15 protein-coding genes are annotated in these 17,095 nt (G+C 58.8%); 6 read left to right on the plus strand and 9 right to left on the minus strand.

Features of this window, described 5'->3' with window-relative positions:
• Positions 1–876, minus strand: coding sequence for a DMT family transporter (locus IE089_RS09620; protein WP_229802700.1), 876 nt, complete (start codon positions 874–876; stop codon positions 1–3).
• Positions 877–883: 7 nt separating this feature from the next.
• Positions 884–2,032, minus strand: coding sequence for a PQQ-dependent sugar dehydrogenase (locus IE089_RS09625; RefSeq protein ID WP_189477606.1), 1,149 nt, complete (start codon positions 2,030–2,032; stop codon positions 884–886).
• Between the two features lie 186 nt (positions 2,033–2,218).
• Between IE089_RS09625 and nhaC the strand changes: the two genes are divergently transcribed.
• Both nhaC and IE089_RS09635 read left to right on the plus strand, forming a co-directional pair.
• Positions 2,219–3,694, plus strand: coding sequence for a Na+/H+ antiporter NhaC (nhaC, locus tag IE089_RS09630; RefSeq protein ID WP_268247997.1), 1,476 nt, complete (start codon positions 2,219–2,221; stop codon positions 3,692–3,694).
• A 2-nt stretch (positions 3,695–3,696) separates the two neighbouring features.
• Positions 3,697–4,179 carry an acyl-CoA thioesterase gene (locus tag IE089_RS09635; protein ID WP_189477608.1) on the plus strand — a complete coding sequence of 161 codons (483 nt, stop codon included), beginning with the start codon at positions 3,697–3,699 and terminating at the stop codon, positions 4,177–4,179.
• A gap of 1 nt (position 4,180) precedes the next feature.
• Here the strand turns inward: IE089_RS09635 and epmA are convergent, their stop codons facing one another.
• From epmA to serB, 3 genes are all read right to left on the minus strand, one after another.
• Positions 4,181–5,143 (minus strand): EF-P lysine aminoacylase EpmA, encoded by a 963-nt coding sequence (gene epmA / locus IE089_RS09640; RefSeq protein ID WP_189477609.1) that lies wholly within the window; start codon positions 5,141–5,143, stop codon positions 4,181–4,183.
• A gap of 4 nt (positions 5,144–5,147) precedes the next feature.
• A complete protein-coding gene (gene efp, locus IE089_RS09645) occupies positions 5,148–5,720 on the minus strand; it encodes an elongation factor P (protein ID WP_189477610.1) in 573 nt (190 codons plus the stop codon).
• Between the two features lie 93 nt (positions 5,721–5,813).
• Positions 5,814–7,025, minus strand: coding sequence for a phosphoserine phosphatase SerB (gene serB, locus IE089_RS09650; RefSeq protein WP_189477611.1), 1,212 nt, complete (start codon positions 7,023–7,025; stop codon positions 5,814–5,816).
• On the opposite strand from serB, the gene IE089_RS09655 reads away from it, so the two are divergent.
• The gene (locus IE089_RS09655; RefSeq protein ID WP_189477612.1) at positions 7,015–8,409 is read left to right on the plus strand and encodes a hypothetical protein; all 1,395 of its coding nucleotides are present in this window, start codon (positions 7,015–7,017) and stop codon (positions 8,407–8,409) included. The genes serB and IE089_RS09655 overlap by 11 nt on opposite strands.
• 8 nt (positions 8,410–8,417) lie before the next feature.
• Here IE089_RS09655 and parC read toward each other — a convergent pair whose 3' ends face one another.
• Positions 8,418–10,670, minus strand: a complete 2,253-nt coding sequence (gene parC, locus IE089_RS09660) for a DNA topoisomerase IV subunit A (RefSeq protein WP_189477613.1) — start codon at positions 10,668–10,670, stop codon at positions 8,418–8,420.
• Between the two features lie 58 nt (positions 10,671–10,728).
• Positions 10,729–11,541, minus strand: coding sequence for a cyclic nucleotide-binding domain-containing protein (locus IE089_RS09665; RefSeq protein WP_189477614.1), 813 nt, complete (start codon positions 11,539–11,541; stop codon positions 10,729–10,731).
• Positions 11,542–11,692: 151 nt separating this feature from the next.
• Here IE089_RS09665 and IE089_RS09670 point away from each other — a divergent pair, with 151 nt between their 5' ends.
• Positions 11,693–12,151 (plus strand): GNAT family N-acetyltransferase, encoded by a 459-nt coding sequence (locus IE089_RS09670; RefSeq protein ID WP_189477615.1) that lies wholly within the window; start codon positions 11,693–11,695, stop codon positions 12,149–12,151.
• Positions 12,152–12,179: 28 nt separating this feature from the next.
• On the opposite strand, the gene dtd is transcribed toward IE089_RS09670, so the two are convergent.
• Both dtd and typA read right to left on the minus strand, forming a co-directional pair.
• Positions 12,180–12,617, minus strand: a complete 438-nt coding sequence (dtd, locus tag IE089_RS09675) for a D-aminoacyl-tRNA deacylase (RefSeq protein WP_189477616.1) — start codon at positions 12,615–12,617, stop codon at positions 12,180–12,182.
• Positions 12,614–14,434, minus strand: coding sequence for a translational GTPase TypA (gene typA, locus IE089_RS09680; RefSeq protein WP_189477617.1), 1,821 nt, complete (start codon positions 14,432–14,434; stop codon positions 12,614–12,616). Before typA ends, dtd begins: the two co-directional genes overlap by 4 nt.
• 494 nt (positions 14,435–14,928) lie before the next feature.
• Here typA and glnA point away from each other — a divergent pair, with 494 nt between their 5' ends.
• Both glnA and IE089_RS09690 read left to right on the plus strand, forming a co-directional pair.
• A complete protein-coding gene (gene glnA, locus IE089_RS09685) occupies positions 14,929–16,335 on the plus strand; it encodes a glutamate--ammonia ligase (protein ID WP_189477618.1) in 1,407 nt (468 codons plus the stop codon).
• A gap of 116 nt (positions 16,336–16,451) precedes the next feature.
• Positions 16,452–16,982, plus strand: a complete 531-nt coding sequence (locus tag IE089_RS09690; RefSeq protein ID WP_189477619.1) for a DUF4124 domain-containing protein — start codon at positions 16,452–16,454, stop codon at positions 16,980–16,982.
• Positions 16,983–17,095: the final 113 nt, after the last annotated feature.

A 17,095-nucleotide genomic window follows, 5' to 3' on the forward strand; every position in this document is an offset into this window, starting at 1 on the left:
CTAGCGTTGACTCTGCTGCAGCAGAACGCCGGGAATAATCAGCGCAAGACCCACCAGCGTTGCAGGGTGAATGGCCTCACCGAGAATGGTGCCAATGAACACCAGAGACAGCATGGGCGACAGAAAAATCAGATTGCCAACGCGGGACACATTGCTGGCAAGGCGCAGGGCCGTAGACCACAGGGCAAAGGTCACTCCCATCTCAAACAGGCCAACATAGATGGCTGCAGCCAGGCCAAGTCCACTCGGGGGTAGCAACCCGGCATACAGGTGGCAGGCCAACAGTGCCACGGGCGCAGCAATCAGAAAGTTGAGCGAGAGCGAGACTATGGGATCTCGGGTATTGCGCGCACTGGCTATCCAGTAGAGTGCCCAGATCACCGTGCTAACCAACGCAAGCGCCACGCCCAGGCCAGAAGCAAACTGCATTTCAAGCACATTGCCGCTAGTGGCAATGATCACCACACCAACGTACCCCAGGGCTACAGCGACGAGGTCGCGCCGGCTGAGCCGTTGCCCGAGCAAGGGCACGGCAAGAAGCGCCAACATAATGGCCCAACTGTAATTAATCGTTTGTGCCTGCTGCGCCGGCAGAAGGTCGTAGGCTTCCAGCAGGATCAGGTAGTACAGCAGCGGATTGAGTGCCGCCATTATCAGGAAATACAGCGGTGTCTCGCGCAGGTACTGAGGTATCAATGTCGCTTTACCCTGCGCAATCACAATGCCGACCAAAGCAATGGCAGAGGTTGTGATGGCGTAGGCCAGTAACTGTATGACCGCCAGATCGCGAAGTGCCAGTTTGAAGGCGGTGGCCGCCGTGGACCAGGCAAGCACAGCAGCGAGGCCCAGCAACAATGCTCGTCTGTCATTCGTCACCGTGCCATCACTCCGGTTGCAGCCGAATAAGGCGAGAGCCGTCAGCCAAGGCATAGATCAAACCATCCGGACCGAGCTGCACATCGCGGATGCGCATTTTCAGGTCTGACAGCAATCGTGTCTCAGCGCCTAACCCACTGTCTGTAAGTTCGAGTCGGCTTATGCGGGTGAGCTTCAGGCCCGCCACCAGCAACGAAGGCGACCAGCCGGGATAGGCATCACCCGAGTAGAAGTCCATGCCCGCAGCACCTATCGACGGCACCCAGTAAATCAACGGCTGAGCCATGCCGTCAGCGTGGGTACCCACACCAATATTGCCGCCACTGTACTCCTTGCCATAAGTGATCACAGGCCAACCATAGTTGGTACCGGCCGCGAGTGCATTCACTTCATCACCGCCACGGGGACCGTGCTCCGCCACCCAGATCTCGGCCGAGACCGGATGCTTTGCCATGCCCTGCGGGTTGCGGTGACCGTAGGTCCAGATCTCCGGCAGGGCATCTGCTAGATCGACAAAGGGATTGTCCGCAGGGACACGGCCATCATCGTGCAGCCGAATCACTTTGCCATTGTGGGTGTCCAGGTCCTGAGCACGATCACGATTGCCCCGATCGCCAACGGTGATGAAGAGGTAGCCGTTGTCCCACAGCAGACGTGACCCAAAATGACGGCGCTGGGAGAAAAAGGGCTGGGCCGTAAACAGCGACTCCACATCAACCAGCGCATCACCAACCAGCCGCGCGCGACTGACACGGGTACTGTACTTGCGATCCTGCGCCACCGTGTAGCTGAGGTAGATGGTTTGGTTACTTGCAAACTGCGGGTGAACCAACACGTCCATCAGCCCGCCCTGTCCGGTGGCAGTGACCTCGGGCAATCCGGCAATCGCCGTGTTCGCAAAGGTGCTGCCATCCACTCGCAAGAGGGAACCTTCCAATTCTGTAACCAGCAGCGATCCATCGGGCAGGAAATCCATACCCCAGGGCTGGTCCAAATTATCCAGCAGCGTATGCATGGCTATGCCCGCTGGCGTGCCGGGCGCTGTAATGGTAGCTGGGGCCTCAGTCAGGCTCGCCCGGGGCGGAACCTCTACACCGGGTCCGGTGCAGGCTGCTACGGCTAGAGAAATGACAAGTGAAACCAGTGCAGTGCGCATAGCGAAGTTGGCTAATCAGGGATCTAAAACTGGGCCGCTATGGTAATGGAAGCTGCCAGCCCTGTCAGACCTCCGTCGCTGCCCGGGGGGCGCGCTGTACGCCGGGGCTAATTTCCGGCATCCTGCCGGCTTTACGAGCCTTGGCGCCCTGCGGCTGCCTGGCCTGCGCAACACGTGGACCCCACCTTGAGCGAAACAAGCACTAGCCAACACGCCAATGCAAACCTAACACCTGCACTGGCCCTGACCCCCATTCTCCTGCTGATCGCCATGCTGGCCTGCTCGGTGTACCTGTTTGGCGCTGACTCCTCCTACGGAGCCAACCAGATTGCCCTAGTGCTAGCCACCTGTGCCGCGGCGCTGGTGGGCCACGCAACGGGCATCGACTGGCGTCGCGCTCAGGAAGGCATCATCAATGGCATCGGCGTGGGTCTGGGGCCTACGCTGATTCTTCTGAGCGTGGGTATGCTGATTGGCACCTGGATTCTCAGCGGCACGGTGCCGGCGATGATCTACTACGGTGTGCAGATCCTGAATCCTTCCATCTTTTACGCAGCCAGCGCCCTGATATGCGCCATCGTCGCGATCAGCATCGGCAGCTCCTGGACAGTGGCAGGCACCCTGGGCATTGGCTTGATGGGTATTGCCGGCAGCTTTGACCTGTCACCCGGGATCACTGCAGGCGCCATCATCTCCGGCGCGTATTTCGGTGACAAGCTCTCGCCCATGTCGGACACCACCAACCTCGCCGCAGCATCAACTGGCGTTGAACTGTTCGACCACATCCGGCACATGCTCTGGACCACAGTCCCCAGCTTTGTCATCGCATTAGCCGTGTTCGCCATGATTGGCAGCTCCGACGCGGCAACACCCGAGGAAATCGCGGCGTTACAGGCCAGCCTGGAGGGCGAGTTCTCGATCGGCCCTCATTTGTTGCTGCCGCTGCTTGTGATGCTGACCCTGGTGTACAAACGCTTCCCTGCCTACCCGGCTATCGTGCTCAGTGCCCTGCTCGGCGCGCTGTTCGCTGTGGTTTTCCAACCTGGGGTAGTGGCCAAACTTGCAGGGGATACGGAAGGCCTCAGCGCAGTGTTCGTGCAGATCAAGGGTGTGTGGATCAGCCTCTTCAGCGGCTATGTGTCAGACAGCGGCAATGAATTTCTCGATGCACTCTTGAGCAAAGGCGGCATGAGCAGCATGCTTAATACGGTTTGGCTGATTATCTGCGCCCTGGGCTTTGGCGGTGTGTTGGAGCGCACCGGTATCCTTAACTACCTGCTGTCGCAGGCGCTCAAAGGCATACGCAGCACGGGCAGCCTGATCACCACCACAGTGGCTACCTGCATCAGCGCCAACATCCTTGCCGCAGACCAGTTCATCGCGGTTGCACTGCCTGGCCGCATGTATAAGGACGAGTACGAAAAGCACGGCCTGTCGAGACTGAACCTGTCACGCACGCTGGAGGACTCAGCCACACTGACCTCGGCACTTATTCCCTGGAACACCTGCGGCGCCTACATGTCGGCAACGCTGGGCGTCGCCACCTTCAGTTATGCCCCCTACGCCTTCTTCAATCTGCTGTGCCCGGTGATCGCCATCATCTATGGCTTTATGCACATCGCTCAGAAACCCCTGGAAACAGAGGACGCCCCGGCGAGCTAGCAATGACTGGCACCGAGAAGATCAGTCCTAACCTGTGGGACTATGCTGACCCCTTTACGGTCTCACTCAGCGTCGATGCTGCAGATATCGACGGGCTGGGTCACACCAACAACGTTGTGTATGTACGCTGGTGTGAACAGGTGGCCTGGGCGCACTCGGTGAGCCTGGGATTAGACCTGTCGGCCTACGAGTCGCTGGACCGGGCAATGGCCATTACGCACAGTGAATACCGCTATCTGCAGGCCTCCAGACTGAGTGATGAGGTCACTGCCGCTACCTGGATTGTACGCTGGGACAAGCGCTTTACCATGGAGCGCCGGTTCCAGATTGTGCGTAACAGCGACGGTGTCAGCTTGCTGCGTGGTGCCCAGCGCTTTGCCTGCATCGCGCTGCAAAGCGGCAGACCCAAGCGTATGCCACCAGAGTTTGTCGAAGGGTATGGGCCCGCTGTTCGAGAGATCGAAGACCTTCCGCCCTTGGGCTGAATCAGGCTCGCTCCCAGTCGAAGGCGAGCACCCGGCGAATATCGCTCTCGCCCAGTTTGAGCATCAGCAAGCGATCCACCCCCAGCGCAACTCCGCTGCAGGCGGGCATACCCGCACTCAGCGCCTGCAGCAATCGCTCATCAACGGGCCGTTGCGACTGACCGCACTGCTCCCGGCGCGCATTGTCCGCCGCAAAGCGCCGCCGCTGCTCATCCGCATCGGTGAGCTCAAAGTACCCATTAGCCAACTCTATGCCATTCACGTACAGCTCGAAGCGACGGGCAATCGCGTGGCCCTGTGAATCTTCAGTAATACGCGCCAATGCTGCCTGTGACGCGGGGTAATCGCACACAAAGACAAGCCCCTCACGTTTCCGCAACGCAGGTTCAATCTGGTGAGTGAGTATCAGGTCCAGCCAGACATCGGCGTCGCCGTTCATGCCGCCTGTATCGGTAAGCTGGTTCGCCCTGCTCCTAAGTGCCTCAACAGTGGCCGCGAAAGGGTCGATGCCCGCCTCGCGCTGAAACAGCTCGCGATAGCTGATCTCCTCAACGGGCGCCGCACCCAGACATTGCTGCACCAGATCAGCCACCTCCCGCATAAGATCCCGCTCGTCATAGTCCGGGCGATACCATTCCAGCAGGGAAAACTCCGGGTTGTGCCGGCGCCCGGCTTCCCCATCCCTGAAGGCACGAGCAATTTGATAGATAGGACCACTGCCTGCGGACAGCAGGCGCTTCATCGCGTATTCGGGGGAGGTCTGCAAGAAGCGAGGTTCGCCCAGGGAGAGACCCCGTTCCACCATCAACGGCTCAATGGCAGGGTCAGTGATGCCCGCGTGACATAACAGTGGGGTTTCGACTTCCAGCACGCCGTGCCCGGCAAAGAACTGGCGGATGGTGGAAAGTAACTCTGCCCGCGCTAGCAGCGCGGGCATGGGCGCGCCGGGGCGCCAATCAGTCACAGGCTCAGGACTTACCTGCGCGGCCCTGGTATTCGCCGGTGCGCGTATCAACGCGGACGACTTCGCCCTGGCTCAGGAACAATGGGACCTTCACGACCGCGCCGGTGCTCAGCGTAGCGGGTTTGTTACCGCCCTGCGCCGTATCGCCTTTAAGACCCGGATCAGTCTCAACAATTTCCAGCTCCACGAAGTTGGGCGGTGCTACGGACAGCGGCGTTCCGTTGTACAGGGTAACTTCGCAGGAATCTTGCTCTTTCAACCACTGCTTGGCATCAGCCACGGCAGCTTCGTCCGCTTGGTGCTGCTCGAAGGTGTCAGGCTCCATGAAGTACCAAAACTCACCGTCGGTGTAGAGGTATTCCATAGTCCGATCCATGACATCTGCGCCTTCAAGGCTTTCACCGGACTTGAAGGTCCGCTCCCAGACCCGGCCGGTCTTGAGGTTGCGCAGGCGAACGCGGTTAAAGGCCTGGCCTTTACCGGGCTTTACAAATTCGTTATCGAGGATGCTACACGGCTCGCCGTCCAGCATGACTTTAAGTCCGGAGCGAAACTCGTTCGTTGAAAAATTTGCCATGGTCGTCTTGGGTCAGAAATTCGCGGGCGCCAATGATACCGCAAGCCCCGCCAATTGGGCACCGCCGTTGCCAGGCACTGAAGGACCCGCGGTCTACGCCTGATAGCGGTCCGAGATTCCCAGCAGGTAGAGAATGGCATCCAAACCCAGAGTGGAGATTGATTGCTCGGCCTTCTGCTTGACCAAGGGCTTGGCACGAAAGGCCACGCCCAACCCGGCCTCGCTAAGCATGGGCAAGTCGTTGGCGCCATCGCCCACGGCAATCACCTGCTCCAGATCGATGCCTTCCTGCTGGGCCAGCTGCTTGAGCAATGCGGCCTTGCGTGCGCCGTCTACGATCTCACCCACTACGCGGCCGGTGACTACGCCATTCTCAATATCCAGGGTATTGGCGTACACATAGTGAATGCCAAGGCGTTCACGCAGCTGCTCAGCGAAGTAGGTAAAACCGCCGGACAGAATTGCCGTTCGGTAACCCAGCCAGTGCAGGGTGGCCAGCAGATGCTCGGCGCCTTCAGTAATTTTGAGGCGCTTGGACACCGCCTGTAGCGCTGATTCCGGCAGCCCCTCAAGCAGGGCCACGCGTTCACGAAAACTGCTTTGAAAATCCAGCTCCCCGCGCATGGCCCGCTCGGTTATCTCGCTGACCTGATCGCCCACCCCGGCCTCGATGGCCAGCTCATCAATCACCTCGGCCTCGATCAGCGTCGAGTCCATATCAAAGGCCACCAGGCGCCGGTTGCGGCGGTACATCGTGTCCTGCTGCAGGGCCAGGTCGGCCTCCAGTTCCCCAGCCACCTCCAGAAGCGCACGGCGAAAGGCGTGGGCATCGGCCAGGTCACCGCGCACCGAAAATTCGACACAGGCTTTGCTGCCTGCGGGCAGTTCACCCAATGGAATTCTGCCAGAGAGCCGAGTGATGGCATCAATGTTGAGGTGGAAATCTCGCACCACTTCGGTCACGCGCGCCAATTGCTCGGCGGTAATGCGTCTGGCCAGCAACGTCACAATAAAGCGTGCCCGCCCCTGGGCCTGCACCCACTCGTCGTAGCTTTCGACACTGACCGGCCCGAAGCGAGCATCCAGACTGTGGCTGCGGGCAAAGGCGTCGATACTCTGCTGCACGGCGGCTCGCAAATCGCCGTTAGGCATCTCAACCAACAGGCCAATGCTCAGGGTTGCATGGATCACCGACTGACCAATATCCAGTACGTTCACACCGTGGCCGGCGAGAATACTCGTAATCTCTGCAGTGAGGCCGCGCTGATCCGGACCAGAGAGGGTTATAAGCTCAATGTCGCTCACGCTCGAGCTCCTTACTGTGACGCGCGCATTCTACCCCGAGCCTGTGACGGCTGGAATGTCGCAACAGCTCTCGTTAGGCAATGTGCGTGGTCAGGCGCGGTGGCTGGTTTATACTGCGGCCCAAACAGGGACAGGCGGCGTCGTGAAGCAGCGTTGGGAACACTATAAGTTAAGTCAGCAATTGGCATTGGTCGCAGCCGCGTTCTGCCTCTCCGTCAGTCTGGCACTTGTGATTCTCGCAGCGCTATCCAGTCGTCACATGCAGCAGGCGCAGGAGGCGGACTACGGCGAGGCACTGGCCAATCAAATTGCCAGACGCATCGGCACTGCGCTGGAAACCGGCGACCTGCTCTCGGTGGCCGCATCACTGCAACGATTTGTTGAAACCTCCTCGGCGCAGGAAGTTGCTATTTACGACGTCGAGGGCAAGGCCCTGGGACAAGCCGGCCGCGCCAGCGGGGCGACGCTGGTGGATTATCGCGCCCCCGTGCTGATTGAAAACGATGTGGCGGGTGAGGTCGTCATTACCCTGAGCACCGACAATGCGCGCATGGCGCGCCTGCGCTTCCTGCTCAGTCTATTGGGCTTGGCCATACTCCTCAGCCTCGCCGTCTATGGCATCAGTCATCAATTGGGCCAACGGCTGGGAACACGTATTGCGACGCTCAGTAAACGACTGCGACTGGACGATTCCCCCGGATCTGGCCTGCCCAATGAGATGGCACGACTGGAACAACGCGTTGACGCCTTACCCATGGATCTGTTGCGCGCTCGCGGCACCAGCGGGCCGCGGGATGAGAACTATCTGCAGACGTCGGTGCTCTACCTGCACTTAAGCAGCCTTTCCAACTACGTCGACACTTTGGACGAGGACAGCCTGCACCGCTACACCAACCGTCTGCATCAGGTAGTGTTCGCCGCAGCGGGCTTCTACGCAGGCGAACTGCATGTTGTGCGGCAATTTGGCCTGGCCGTTTACTTCGTGGGTGACACCGGTGCCGGCAGCCCGGCATTCCGAGCTGCCTCCTGCGCCTGGCTGGTCGGCGCGGTGAGCCGGGAACTGGAGCGAAACATCAACCTCTCGCTCAATGTCGATATGGCGATTGGCCTGAGTGAACTAGGCGCCGGTGATGGCGCCGATATTTACCCGGGGCTGTACATGCAGTCCACACTGGATGAGCTGCAGCAGCGCTGTCAGGGCAACACCGGTGGCGTAAGCCTGCTGCCCAATGTCTGCGAGGACGTGGACGTTGCAGGTCGCTTGGACTTTAAAGCCATCGGCGACGGCTCCGGCGCCATGCTGACAGGCTTTGAAGGGCCCTATCAGGACCTGCTTACCCGTCAGTTACGCCTCATCATGCGCCGCCTGACTGATCCCGTTTAACGCGACCCTTAATCAGCAATAGCGATTGAATCCACCTTTTGGAACCCTCGGGGCAACTTGTTGCCGCGCCGCCCACGCTCGCCCTGATAGTGTTCCAGCTCGGCAAACTTGAGATTCAGGTGACGCTTGCCGGCATAAACCACCAGGGATTCACCCGGCGCCACAACCTGCACACCAATGACATACTCTTCGCGTGCCAACACCCGCGCGGAGGGGATTCCGATAATTTTATTGCCCTTGCCGCGCGATAGCTGCGGCAGATCCGCCAAGGGGAACACCAGCATGCGACCCTCATTGGACACCGCTGCCACCCAAGCATCCTCGCGCTGGCGAATCATGGCCGGCTGTAACACTGCGCCACCCTTGGGCAGGGTTAACACGGCTTTACCGGAGCGATTCTTGGACTGCATATCCCCCAGTCTGGCAACGAAACCGTAACCCGCGTCGCTGGCAATCAGGTAGAGCTGCTCTTCGTCCCCCATCAGCAAACCCTCAAAGGTGGCCCCCGACGGTGGATTGATGCGCCCTGTCACAGGCTCACCCTGACCTCTGGCGGAGGGCAGGTTGTGGGAAGGTACCGAATACGCACGGCCCGTGGAGTCCAGGATGATCGTGGGCTGATTCGATCGACCCCGCACCGACAATTTGTACGCATCGCCAGACTTGTAGCTCAGGCTGGCCGGGTCAATGTCATGCCCCTTGGCAGCCCGAATCCAGCCCTTGTCAGACATGACCACTGTGATCGGGTCGGCACTCATCAGCTCGAGCTCGCTGAAGGCTTTGGCCTCGTCACGTGTGGCCAATGGCGAGCGCCTGTCATCACCAAACTTCTCGGCAACGGCAGTGAGCTCTTTCTTGATCAGGGTTTTCAGTCGCGCTGCGCTGCCCAGCGTTTTCATCAACTGGTCGCGCTCCTCGGCCAGCTCATCCTGCTCGCCGCGGATTTTCATCTCCTCCAGCTTCGCCAGATTGCGCAGCTTCAGTTCCAGAATAGCTTCGGCCTGAATATCGGTGATACCGAAGCGCTTCATCAGCGCTGGTTTGGGTTTGTCCTCGGTGCGGATGATGTGAATCACTTCATCGATATTGAGGAAGGCAACCAGATAACCTTCCAGGATATGCAGGCGTCGCTCCACCTTTTCCAGGCGGAACTCCAGACGGCGACGCACAGTATCTGTACGGAATTTCAACCACTCCTTGAGGATGCGATCCAGCGATTTCACCGCCGGACGACCATCAATGCCAATCATATTGAGATTGACGCGATAGCTGCGCTCCAAATCAGTCGTGGCGAACAGGTGGCTCATAACGCCGCCGACATCGACGCGGTTTGAGCGCGGGACTATCACCAGCCGCGTGGGGTTCTCGTGGTCAGATTCATCGCGCAGGTCCGCCACCATCGGCAGTTTCTTGGCCTGCATCTGTTGGGCAATCTGCTCCAGCACGCGGGAACCCGACACCTGATAGGGCAGCGCATTCACCACAATATCGCCGCCCTCTTTTTCCCACACGGCGCGCATGCGCAGTGCACCGCGTCCCGATTCGTACATTGCGAGAATGTCCTCGCGCGGGGTGATGATCTCGGCATCGGTGGGGAAATCAGGAGCCTGAACGTGCTCGCACAGTTCCTGCACCGTGGATTTGGGCGCATCCAGTAAACGTATCGCCGCAGACACCACTTCACGCAAATTATGCGGAGGCACGTCGGTGGCCATTCCCACGGCGATACCTGTGGTGCCATTGAGCAATACATTCGGCACCTGCGCTGGCAGCACAGAAGGCTCATCCATCGTGCCGTCGAAATTGGGGACCCAATCCACTGTGCCCTGGCCCAGTTCGGCCAGCAAAACCTCGGCATAAGGCGTGAGCCGCGACTCGGTATAGCGCATGGCGGCAAAAGACTTGGGGTCGTCTGGAGAGCCCCAGTTACCCTGACCGTCCACCAGCGGGTAGCGGTAGCTGAAATCCTGGGCCATCAACACCATGGCCTCGTAGGCGGCACTGTCACCGTGGGGATGAAACTTACCGATCACATCGCCCACAGTACGCGCAGACTTCTTGTACTTGGCGGTGGCCTTCAGTCCCAGCTCGCTCATCGCATACACGATGCGGCGCTGTACCGGTTTGAGCCCATCGCCCACATGGGGCAGGGCGCGGTCGAGAATCACATACATCGAATAATCGAGGTAGGCCTTCTCGGTATAGGTTTTCAGCGATACCTGTTCGATACCGTCTTCGTCGATTTCTACAAGATCAGACATCCAGGGAATCCAGCGTTAGTTACATCATCACGGCCACCGTGCGTGGCCGGCAACACAATCAGTTGCGGTCATTGCTCCCGCGCAGGCCAACCAGTTGCTCGTTGAGATTGACGATTGAATTCGCCATATCGACCAGCAGCCCATGAATGGTTGCAGGGTTGGTTTTAATGAGATCGGTGAACTGTGCCTTGGGCACTTTCACCACTGAGCAGGCAGTGCGCGCCTTTACCGTGGCGCTGCGAACACCGTGAGTGAGCGCGGCCATGGCGCCAAAAATTTCGCCCTCGGCAATGCGTCCCACGGGCACGTCGCCAACGAACACATCCGCCGCGCCCGAGGTCAGGTTAAAGACCTCGTCGGCAATGTCACCTTCACGGATAATGACCTCGCCGGGCTCATAGAGTTCAAAGCCCGGAGTAGTAACTACACCGTCATCGCCGCCCAGCGGTGCGAGGCGCATCATAATACTGGCGTGGGTCAGCAGAATCTGGTTCCACACCTTGAGTGCGGCGCGGCGCTCGTAGACCCTCTGCATGAACTCGATGGTCGAATAGACATCAAGACTCGCACCCGCTTCACTGCCATACATCACGGCCATCTCGGGAGGTGCGTTGGTAAGGCTATCGGGAACCAACAGATCACCCTCATCCAGTATATAGAGCGCCCGGCCATGATAACGCGCGGTCAATGATCCGCTTTGCACCACATAGAGCTTACCGCTGTCATAGCCGCGGAAGTGGCCCGCCGAGGTGGCGTCGACTTCCACCCGCTGGGGCTGCATGTGCACCAGCGTCAGCAATTCTGCCACCAGCGTCTTGAACTGGCCGTTCAGCTGATTGAAATCTGGGGTGAGATCGGCGTTCGCCAGCATTGCGTGATACCTGTTGTCTGGCTGTAGGTGGCTTTCGCCAACCAGTGTCGCCGTGGAAACAGGGCCTGCCCTGTTTTCGCGGTATAGTAGCAACTAAAGGCGAGGCCGAGAAAGCCGCACGCCATAATTCCTTACCCACACTGAGCATTGCATGGCCGATATCACGCACTGGCATAGCCTCGAGTTTGAAGCACTTTCTCTGCAAACCCTGTACGACATTATGGCGTTACGCCAGGCGGTATTTGTTGTGGAGCAGGACTGCCCCTATCAGGACATGGATGGTTTTGATCAGGTCGCGGACCACCTCTTTTGCTCCGAAAACGGCGCTATCCTTGCCTATCAGCGCTGTCTGCCTCCAGGCAGTACCTACGAGGAAAGTTCCATTGGTCGCATCATCGTTGCCCCTCAGGCCCGCGGACGACAAATGGGCAGGGAGCTGGTGCAGCGTGGCATTGATCACAACCGGCAGCGCTGGCCAAACCATGCCATTCGCATCGGTGCGCAGGCACATCTGGCCGAGTTCTACGGCAGTCTCGGATTTGTGATTGAGGGTGATGGCTACGTGGAGGATGGCATCCCTCACGTCCATATGGTGCTAAGCGCAGCCTGAGCCGGCCGCAGGCCTGACATCAGCTGGCCTAGCTCTCCAGAAGAAAGGTCACCGGCCCGTCGTTGGTGAGACTGACCTGCATATCGGCACCGAAAACACCCGCGGCCACAGGACTGTGTTTCGCTTTCAGACTCGTCAGCACCTGCCCGAACAGGGCCTTAGCGTCGTCCGGGGCCATGGCGCTGGAAAAGCTTGGCCTAAGCCCCCGGGCCGTATCTGCTGACAGTGTGAACTGGGAAACCAACAGTACCCCGCCGCCTGTGTCGGATACGCTGCGGTTCATGCGCCCCTGGTCATCGGCGAACACGCGATACGCCAGCACCTTGTCGAGCAGCCGCTTGGCGCTTGCAAGGTCATCGCCCTTGTCCAGACCCAGCAGCACCAGCAGTCCGGGGCCGATCTCGCCGACTACCTCATCGGCGACCGTAACGCGCGCCTCAGAGACGCGCTGCAGCAGGGCCTTCACGCCGCAGAGGCACGGGAGGCGCGCTTGCGCTCATGTTCCAACAAGAGCTTTTTACGCAGACGAATGCTTTCAGGCGTTACTTCAACAAGTTCGTCGTCTTCGATGAATTCCAGCGCCTGCTCTAGCGTGTGCTTAACCGGCGGCGTAAGCGTCAACGCCTCGTCGGTGCCAGAGGCACGAACGTTGGTGAGCTGCTTGGCTTTGGTGGGATTCACCGTCAGGTCGTTGCTGCGGCTATGGAGTCCGATAATCTGACCTTCATAGACCTCGATGTTCGGATCGACAAACAGCCTACCGCGATCCTGCAGGTTGAACAGGCCATAGGCCAGGGTCTTACCCTTCACCATGGACACCAGAACACCATTGGTTCGGTGAATGATCTCGGCATTTTTCACCGCACCATAATGGTCAAAGACGTGGGTCATGATGCCGCTGCCGGAGGTCATGGTCAGGAACTGCGAGCGGAAGCCGATCAGTCCGCGCGCGGGGATAATGAATTCCAAACGCACGCGGCCCTTGCCGTCCGGCACCATGTTCTCAAGTTCTGCGCGGCGCAGGCCCAGTTCTTCCATCAGCGAACCCTGATGTTCTTCTTCACAGTCGATCACCAACTGCTCGTAGGGTTCCTGCATCACGCCGTCTATTTCCCGCTGGATAACCTCAGGGCGAGAAACGCCAAGCTCAAAGCCCTCGCGGCGCATGGACTCGATCAGCACCGACAGGTGCAGTTCACCCCGGCCGGACACTTTGAATTTATCGGGGCTGTCACCGGGCTCAACGCGCAGAGCCACGTTGTGAATCAATTCACGATCCAGACGCTCCTTGATGTTTCGGGAGGTCACGTACTTGCCTTCCTTGCCGGCAAACGGGGAGTCATTGACCTGGAACGTCATGCTGACCGTGGGTTCGTCCACGCTCAACGCGGGCAGCGCCTCAACGGCCTGCGGATCGCAGAGAGTATCGGAGATGTTCAGACCGTCGATACCGGTGATACACACAATGTCCCCGGCTTCAGCAGCGTCAACATCCACTCGCTCAAGGCCAAGATAGCCCATCACCTGCAGTACTTTGCCGTTACGGGTCTCACCCTCACGATCGACCACAGTTACTGGCGTATTGGGTGCCAGCTTTCCGCGGGTGATGCGACCGACACCGATAACGCCCACATAACTGGAGTAGTCCAGCGCACTGATCTGCATCTGCAGCGGACCGTCGCTATCAACCTCGGGTGCCGGCACCTTATCCACGATGGTTTCGAACAGGGGCTCCATGTTCTCGGCCATGGCTTCATGATCTTCACCGGCGATACCTTCGATCGCAGAAGCGTAGATCACCGGAAAGTCCAGCTGCTCTTCCGTTGCACCCAAGCGATCGAACAAATCGAAGACCTGATCCACTACCCAGTCGGGACGCGCACCGGGGCGATCGACTTTATTCACAACAACGATAGGATTCAGACCCTGCTCAAAGGCCTTGCTGGTTACGAAGCGGGTCTGGGGCATTGGGCCGTCTACGGCATCGACGAGCAACAGTACAGAGTCCACCATCGACAGCACGCGCTCAACCTCACCACCGAAGTCGGCGTGCCCCGGCGTGTCCACAATATTGATGCGGTAGTCGCCCCAACGAATCGCGGTGTTCTTGGCGAGGATGGTAATGCCGCGCTCGCGCTCCTGATCATTGGAGTCCATCACACGCTCGGCGCCCTCAGCGCGACGGTCCAGGGTACCGGACTGCTGCAACAGGCAATCCACCAGGGTTGTTTTGCCGTGGTCTACGTGCGCAATAATGGCAATGTTTCTAAGATTCTCGATCACAATCGGCCTCGCCCCCGTGGGGGTGCTGACAAAAGGCGGCGGATTATACCTGATCAAGGGGTCTAAACCAGTGAATTTGCACGCCTGCGGGCGGCCCTGGCGCTGAGACCCGGCGGTGCATCGCAGGGAATTTCTGTCATGCGCTTGACAATACAGCCCGGGGTGGCGAGATTGCAGCCTCAGGCCACGCAAAGTGGGCAATTAAAGCTGCTGGCACAGCCACAGCATCCCTCCTGCGCAGCCGTCGCACCAATTTGGAGCTCTGACGCACCAAATTGGCGCACACCGAATTCTAGCGGACATTTTTGAAGCCAAAATTGCCTGTGAATCAGTGGGTTGCGTGAAGCACCTTTTTGGCACAGCTTTTGCTCATTTACACCCTGCTGAATTAACCCGTATCGGAAGTATCGGCTGTGTAAGCCGCATTCCATGACCATGCGACCCTTGCAAGGGCCTTTATCGCCGATACCTCATATTCCTCTGGAGGAGCCACAATGTCAGAGCAGACTCTGAACCTGATTAAAGAAAACGAGGCGCGCTGGGTCGACCTGCGCTTCACCGATACCAAGGGTAAGGAGCAGCATGTCTCCATCCCCGCGTCCGAGGTGGACGAGGACTTCTTCGAAGGCGGCAAAATGTTCGATGGTTCATCGATCGCCGGCTGGAAGGGCATTAATGAATCCGACATGATTCTGATGCCTGATGACAGCACCTCACTGCTGGACCCGTTCACCGACGATACTACCGTTATTCTGCGCTGCGACATCGTTGAGCCTTCAACCATGCAGGGCTACGAGCGCGATCCGCGTTCCGTTGCAAAGCGTGCTGAAGAATACCTGAAATCCACCGGCATCGGTGACACAGCCTTCTTTGGACCCGAGCCAGAATTCTTCGTATTCGACGACGTTAAGTGGCACGCAGACATGAGCGGCGCTGGCTACAGTGTTAACTCTGAAGAAGCGTCCTGGGCATCCAGCCACTCATTTGAAGACGGCAACATCGGTCACCGTCCCCGTGTAAAGGGCGGTTACTTCCCCGTACCCCCGGTTGACTCACTGCATGACATTCGCGCCGCCATGTGCGCCGCCATGGAGCAGATGGGTCTGCCCGTTGAGGTTCACCACCACGAGGTGGGTACTGCAGGGCAGTGTGAGATCGGCGTGCGTTTCAACACCCTCGTGACGAAGGCCGACGAAGTTCAGGTTATGAAGTACTGCGTGCATAACGTGGCTCACGCCTACGGCAAAACAGCCACCTTCATGCCAAAGCCCCTGGTTGGCGACAATGGCTCTGGTATGCACGTGCACCAGTCTATCGCTGGCAATGGCGACAACACCTTCGCCGGTGACGGCTACGCAGGACTGTCTGAAACTGCCCTGTACTACATCGGCGGCATCATCAAGCACGCCCGTGCACTGAATGCCTTCACTAACGCTTCTACTAACAGCTACAAGCGCCTGGTACCTGGCTTCGAAGCACCGGTCATGCTGGCCTACTCGGCTCGCAACCGCTCTGCGTCGATCCGTATTCCCTACGAGCCCAGCCCTAAGGGCAAGCGCATAGAAGTACGCTTCCCCGACCCCACAGCCAACCCTTACCTGGCTTTTGCAGCCATGCTGATGGCTGGCCTGGACGGTATCCAGAACAAGATCCATCCCGGAGATGCGGCTGACAAGGATCTGTATGACCTGCCGCCCGAGGAAGGTAAAGCGATCCCGACTGTATCCTCTAGCCTGGAAATGTCACTGGCGGCGCTAGACGCTGACCGTGAGTTCCTGACCGCCGGTGGCGTCTTCACCGACGACATGATCGACGGTTACATCGAGCTCAAGTCTGAGGAAGTAGAGACGCTGAACATGACGACTCACCCGGTTGAGTTCGATATGTACTACTCGGTATAAGCACCGCAGCACTGAAAAGCCCGGCCATCGCCGGGCTTTTTTTTGCGCCAAAATTTCATACTGACGCTGTCGGGTTATCTGCTAGGGTTAAGTCAGTTCGTCAGAGACCGCACACTATGCGCCCCCTGCTCATTGCAACATTGCTACTGGCCAGCACCGCCGCCTGGTCACAGATTTATAAAACCACCGATGAGGACGGCAACGTCATCTTTACCGACAGACCTCCCGCCGATACCGGCGATAACGTGGAGTCGGTAGAAACCGGGCACACCAACTCTATCCCCCCTCCTGAAGCGCGGCCTGATCTTGCGCCAAGGGAGCGCAGCTCATCGAGCCAGGACACTGCGGTGAGTTATTCGGTGAGTATTACCAATCCCGCGGAAGGCACCACCATTCCCATGGGACCCGGGAATTTATCAGTCAGCGCGTCAACCACACCGGCTCTACGCGGCGGTGAAACATTGCAGCTGATTGTGTCTGGCACTCCCTGGCAAGAGCCTCAAGCGCGGGGTCAATGGAATCTCACCGATATACGGCGCGGTGAACACGACCTGGTCGTGACTCGTATGGATTCCGAAGGCGCAGAGATTGCCGCCTCAGACGCCGTTCGTATTCTGGTCCTGCGTCCGGTACGCGCTAAAAACTGAGACTGGACTTCTTTCGCGTGATGCACCATATTGGTGCGCGCATGACAACTGCACTGAGCTGACAGGAGTCCGGAGCGAGTCAATCATCCCCACTCCCACTTTTGGTGCTTATA

It is taken from the genome of Parahalioglobus pacificus (genome assembly GCF_014652275.1).
Classification (GTDB): Bacteria; Pseudomonadota; Gammaproteobacteria; order Pseudomonadales; family Halieaceae; genus Parahalioglobus; species Parahalioglobus pacificus.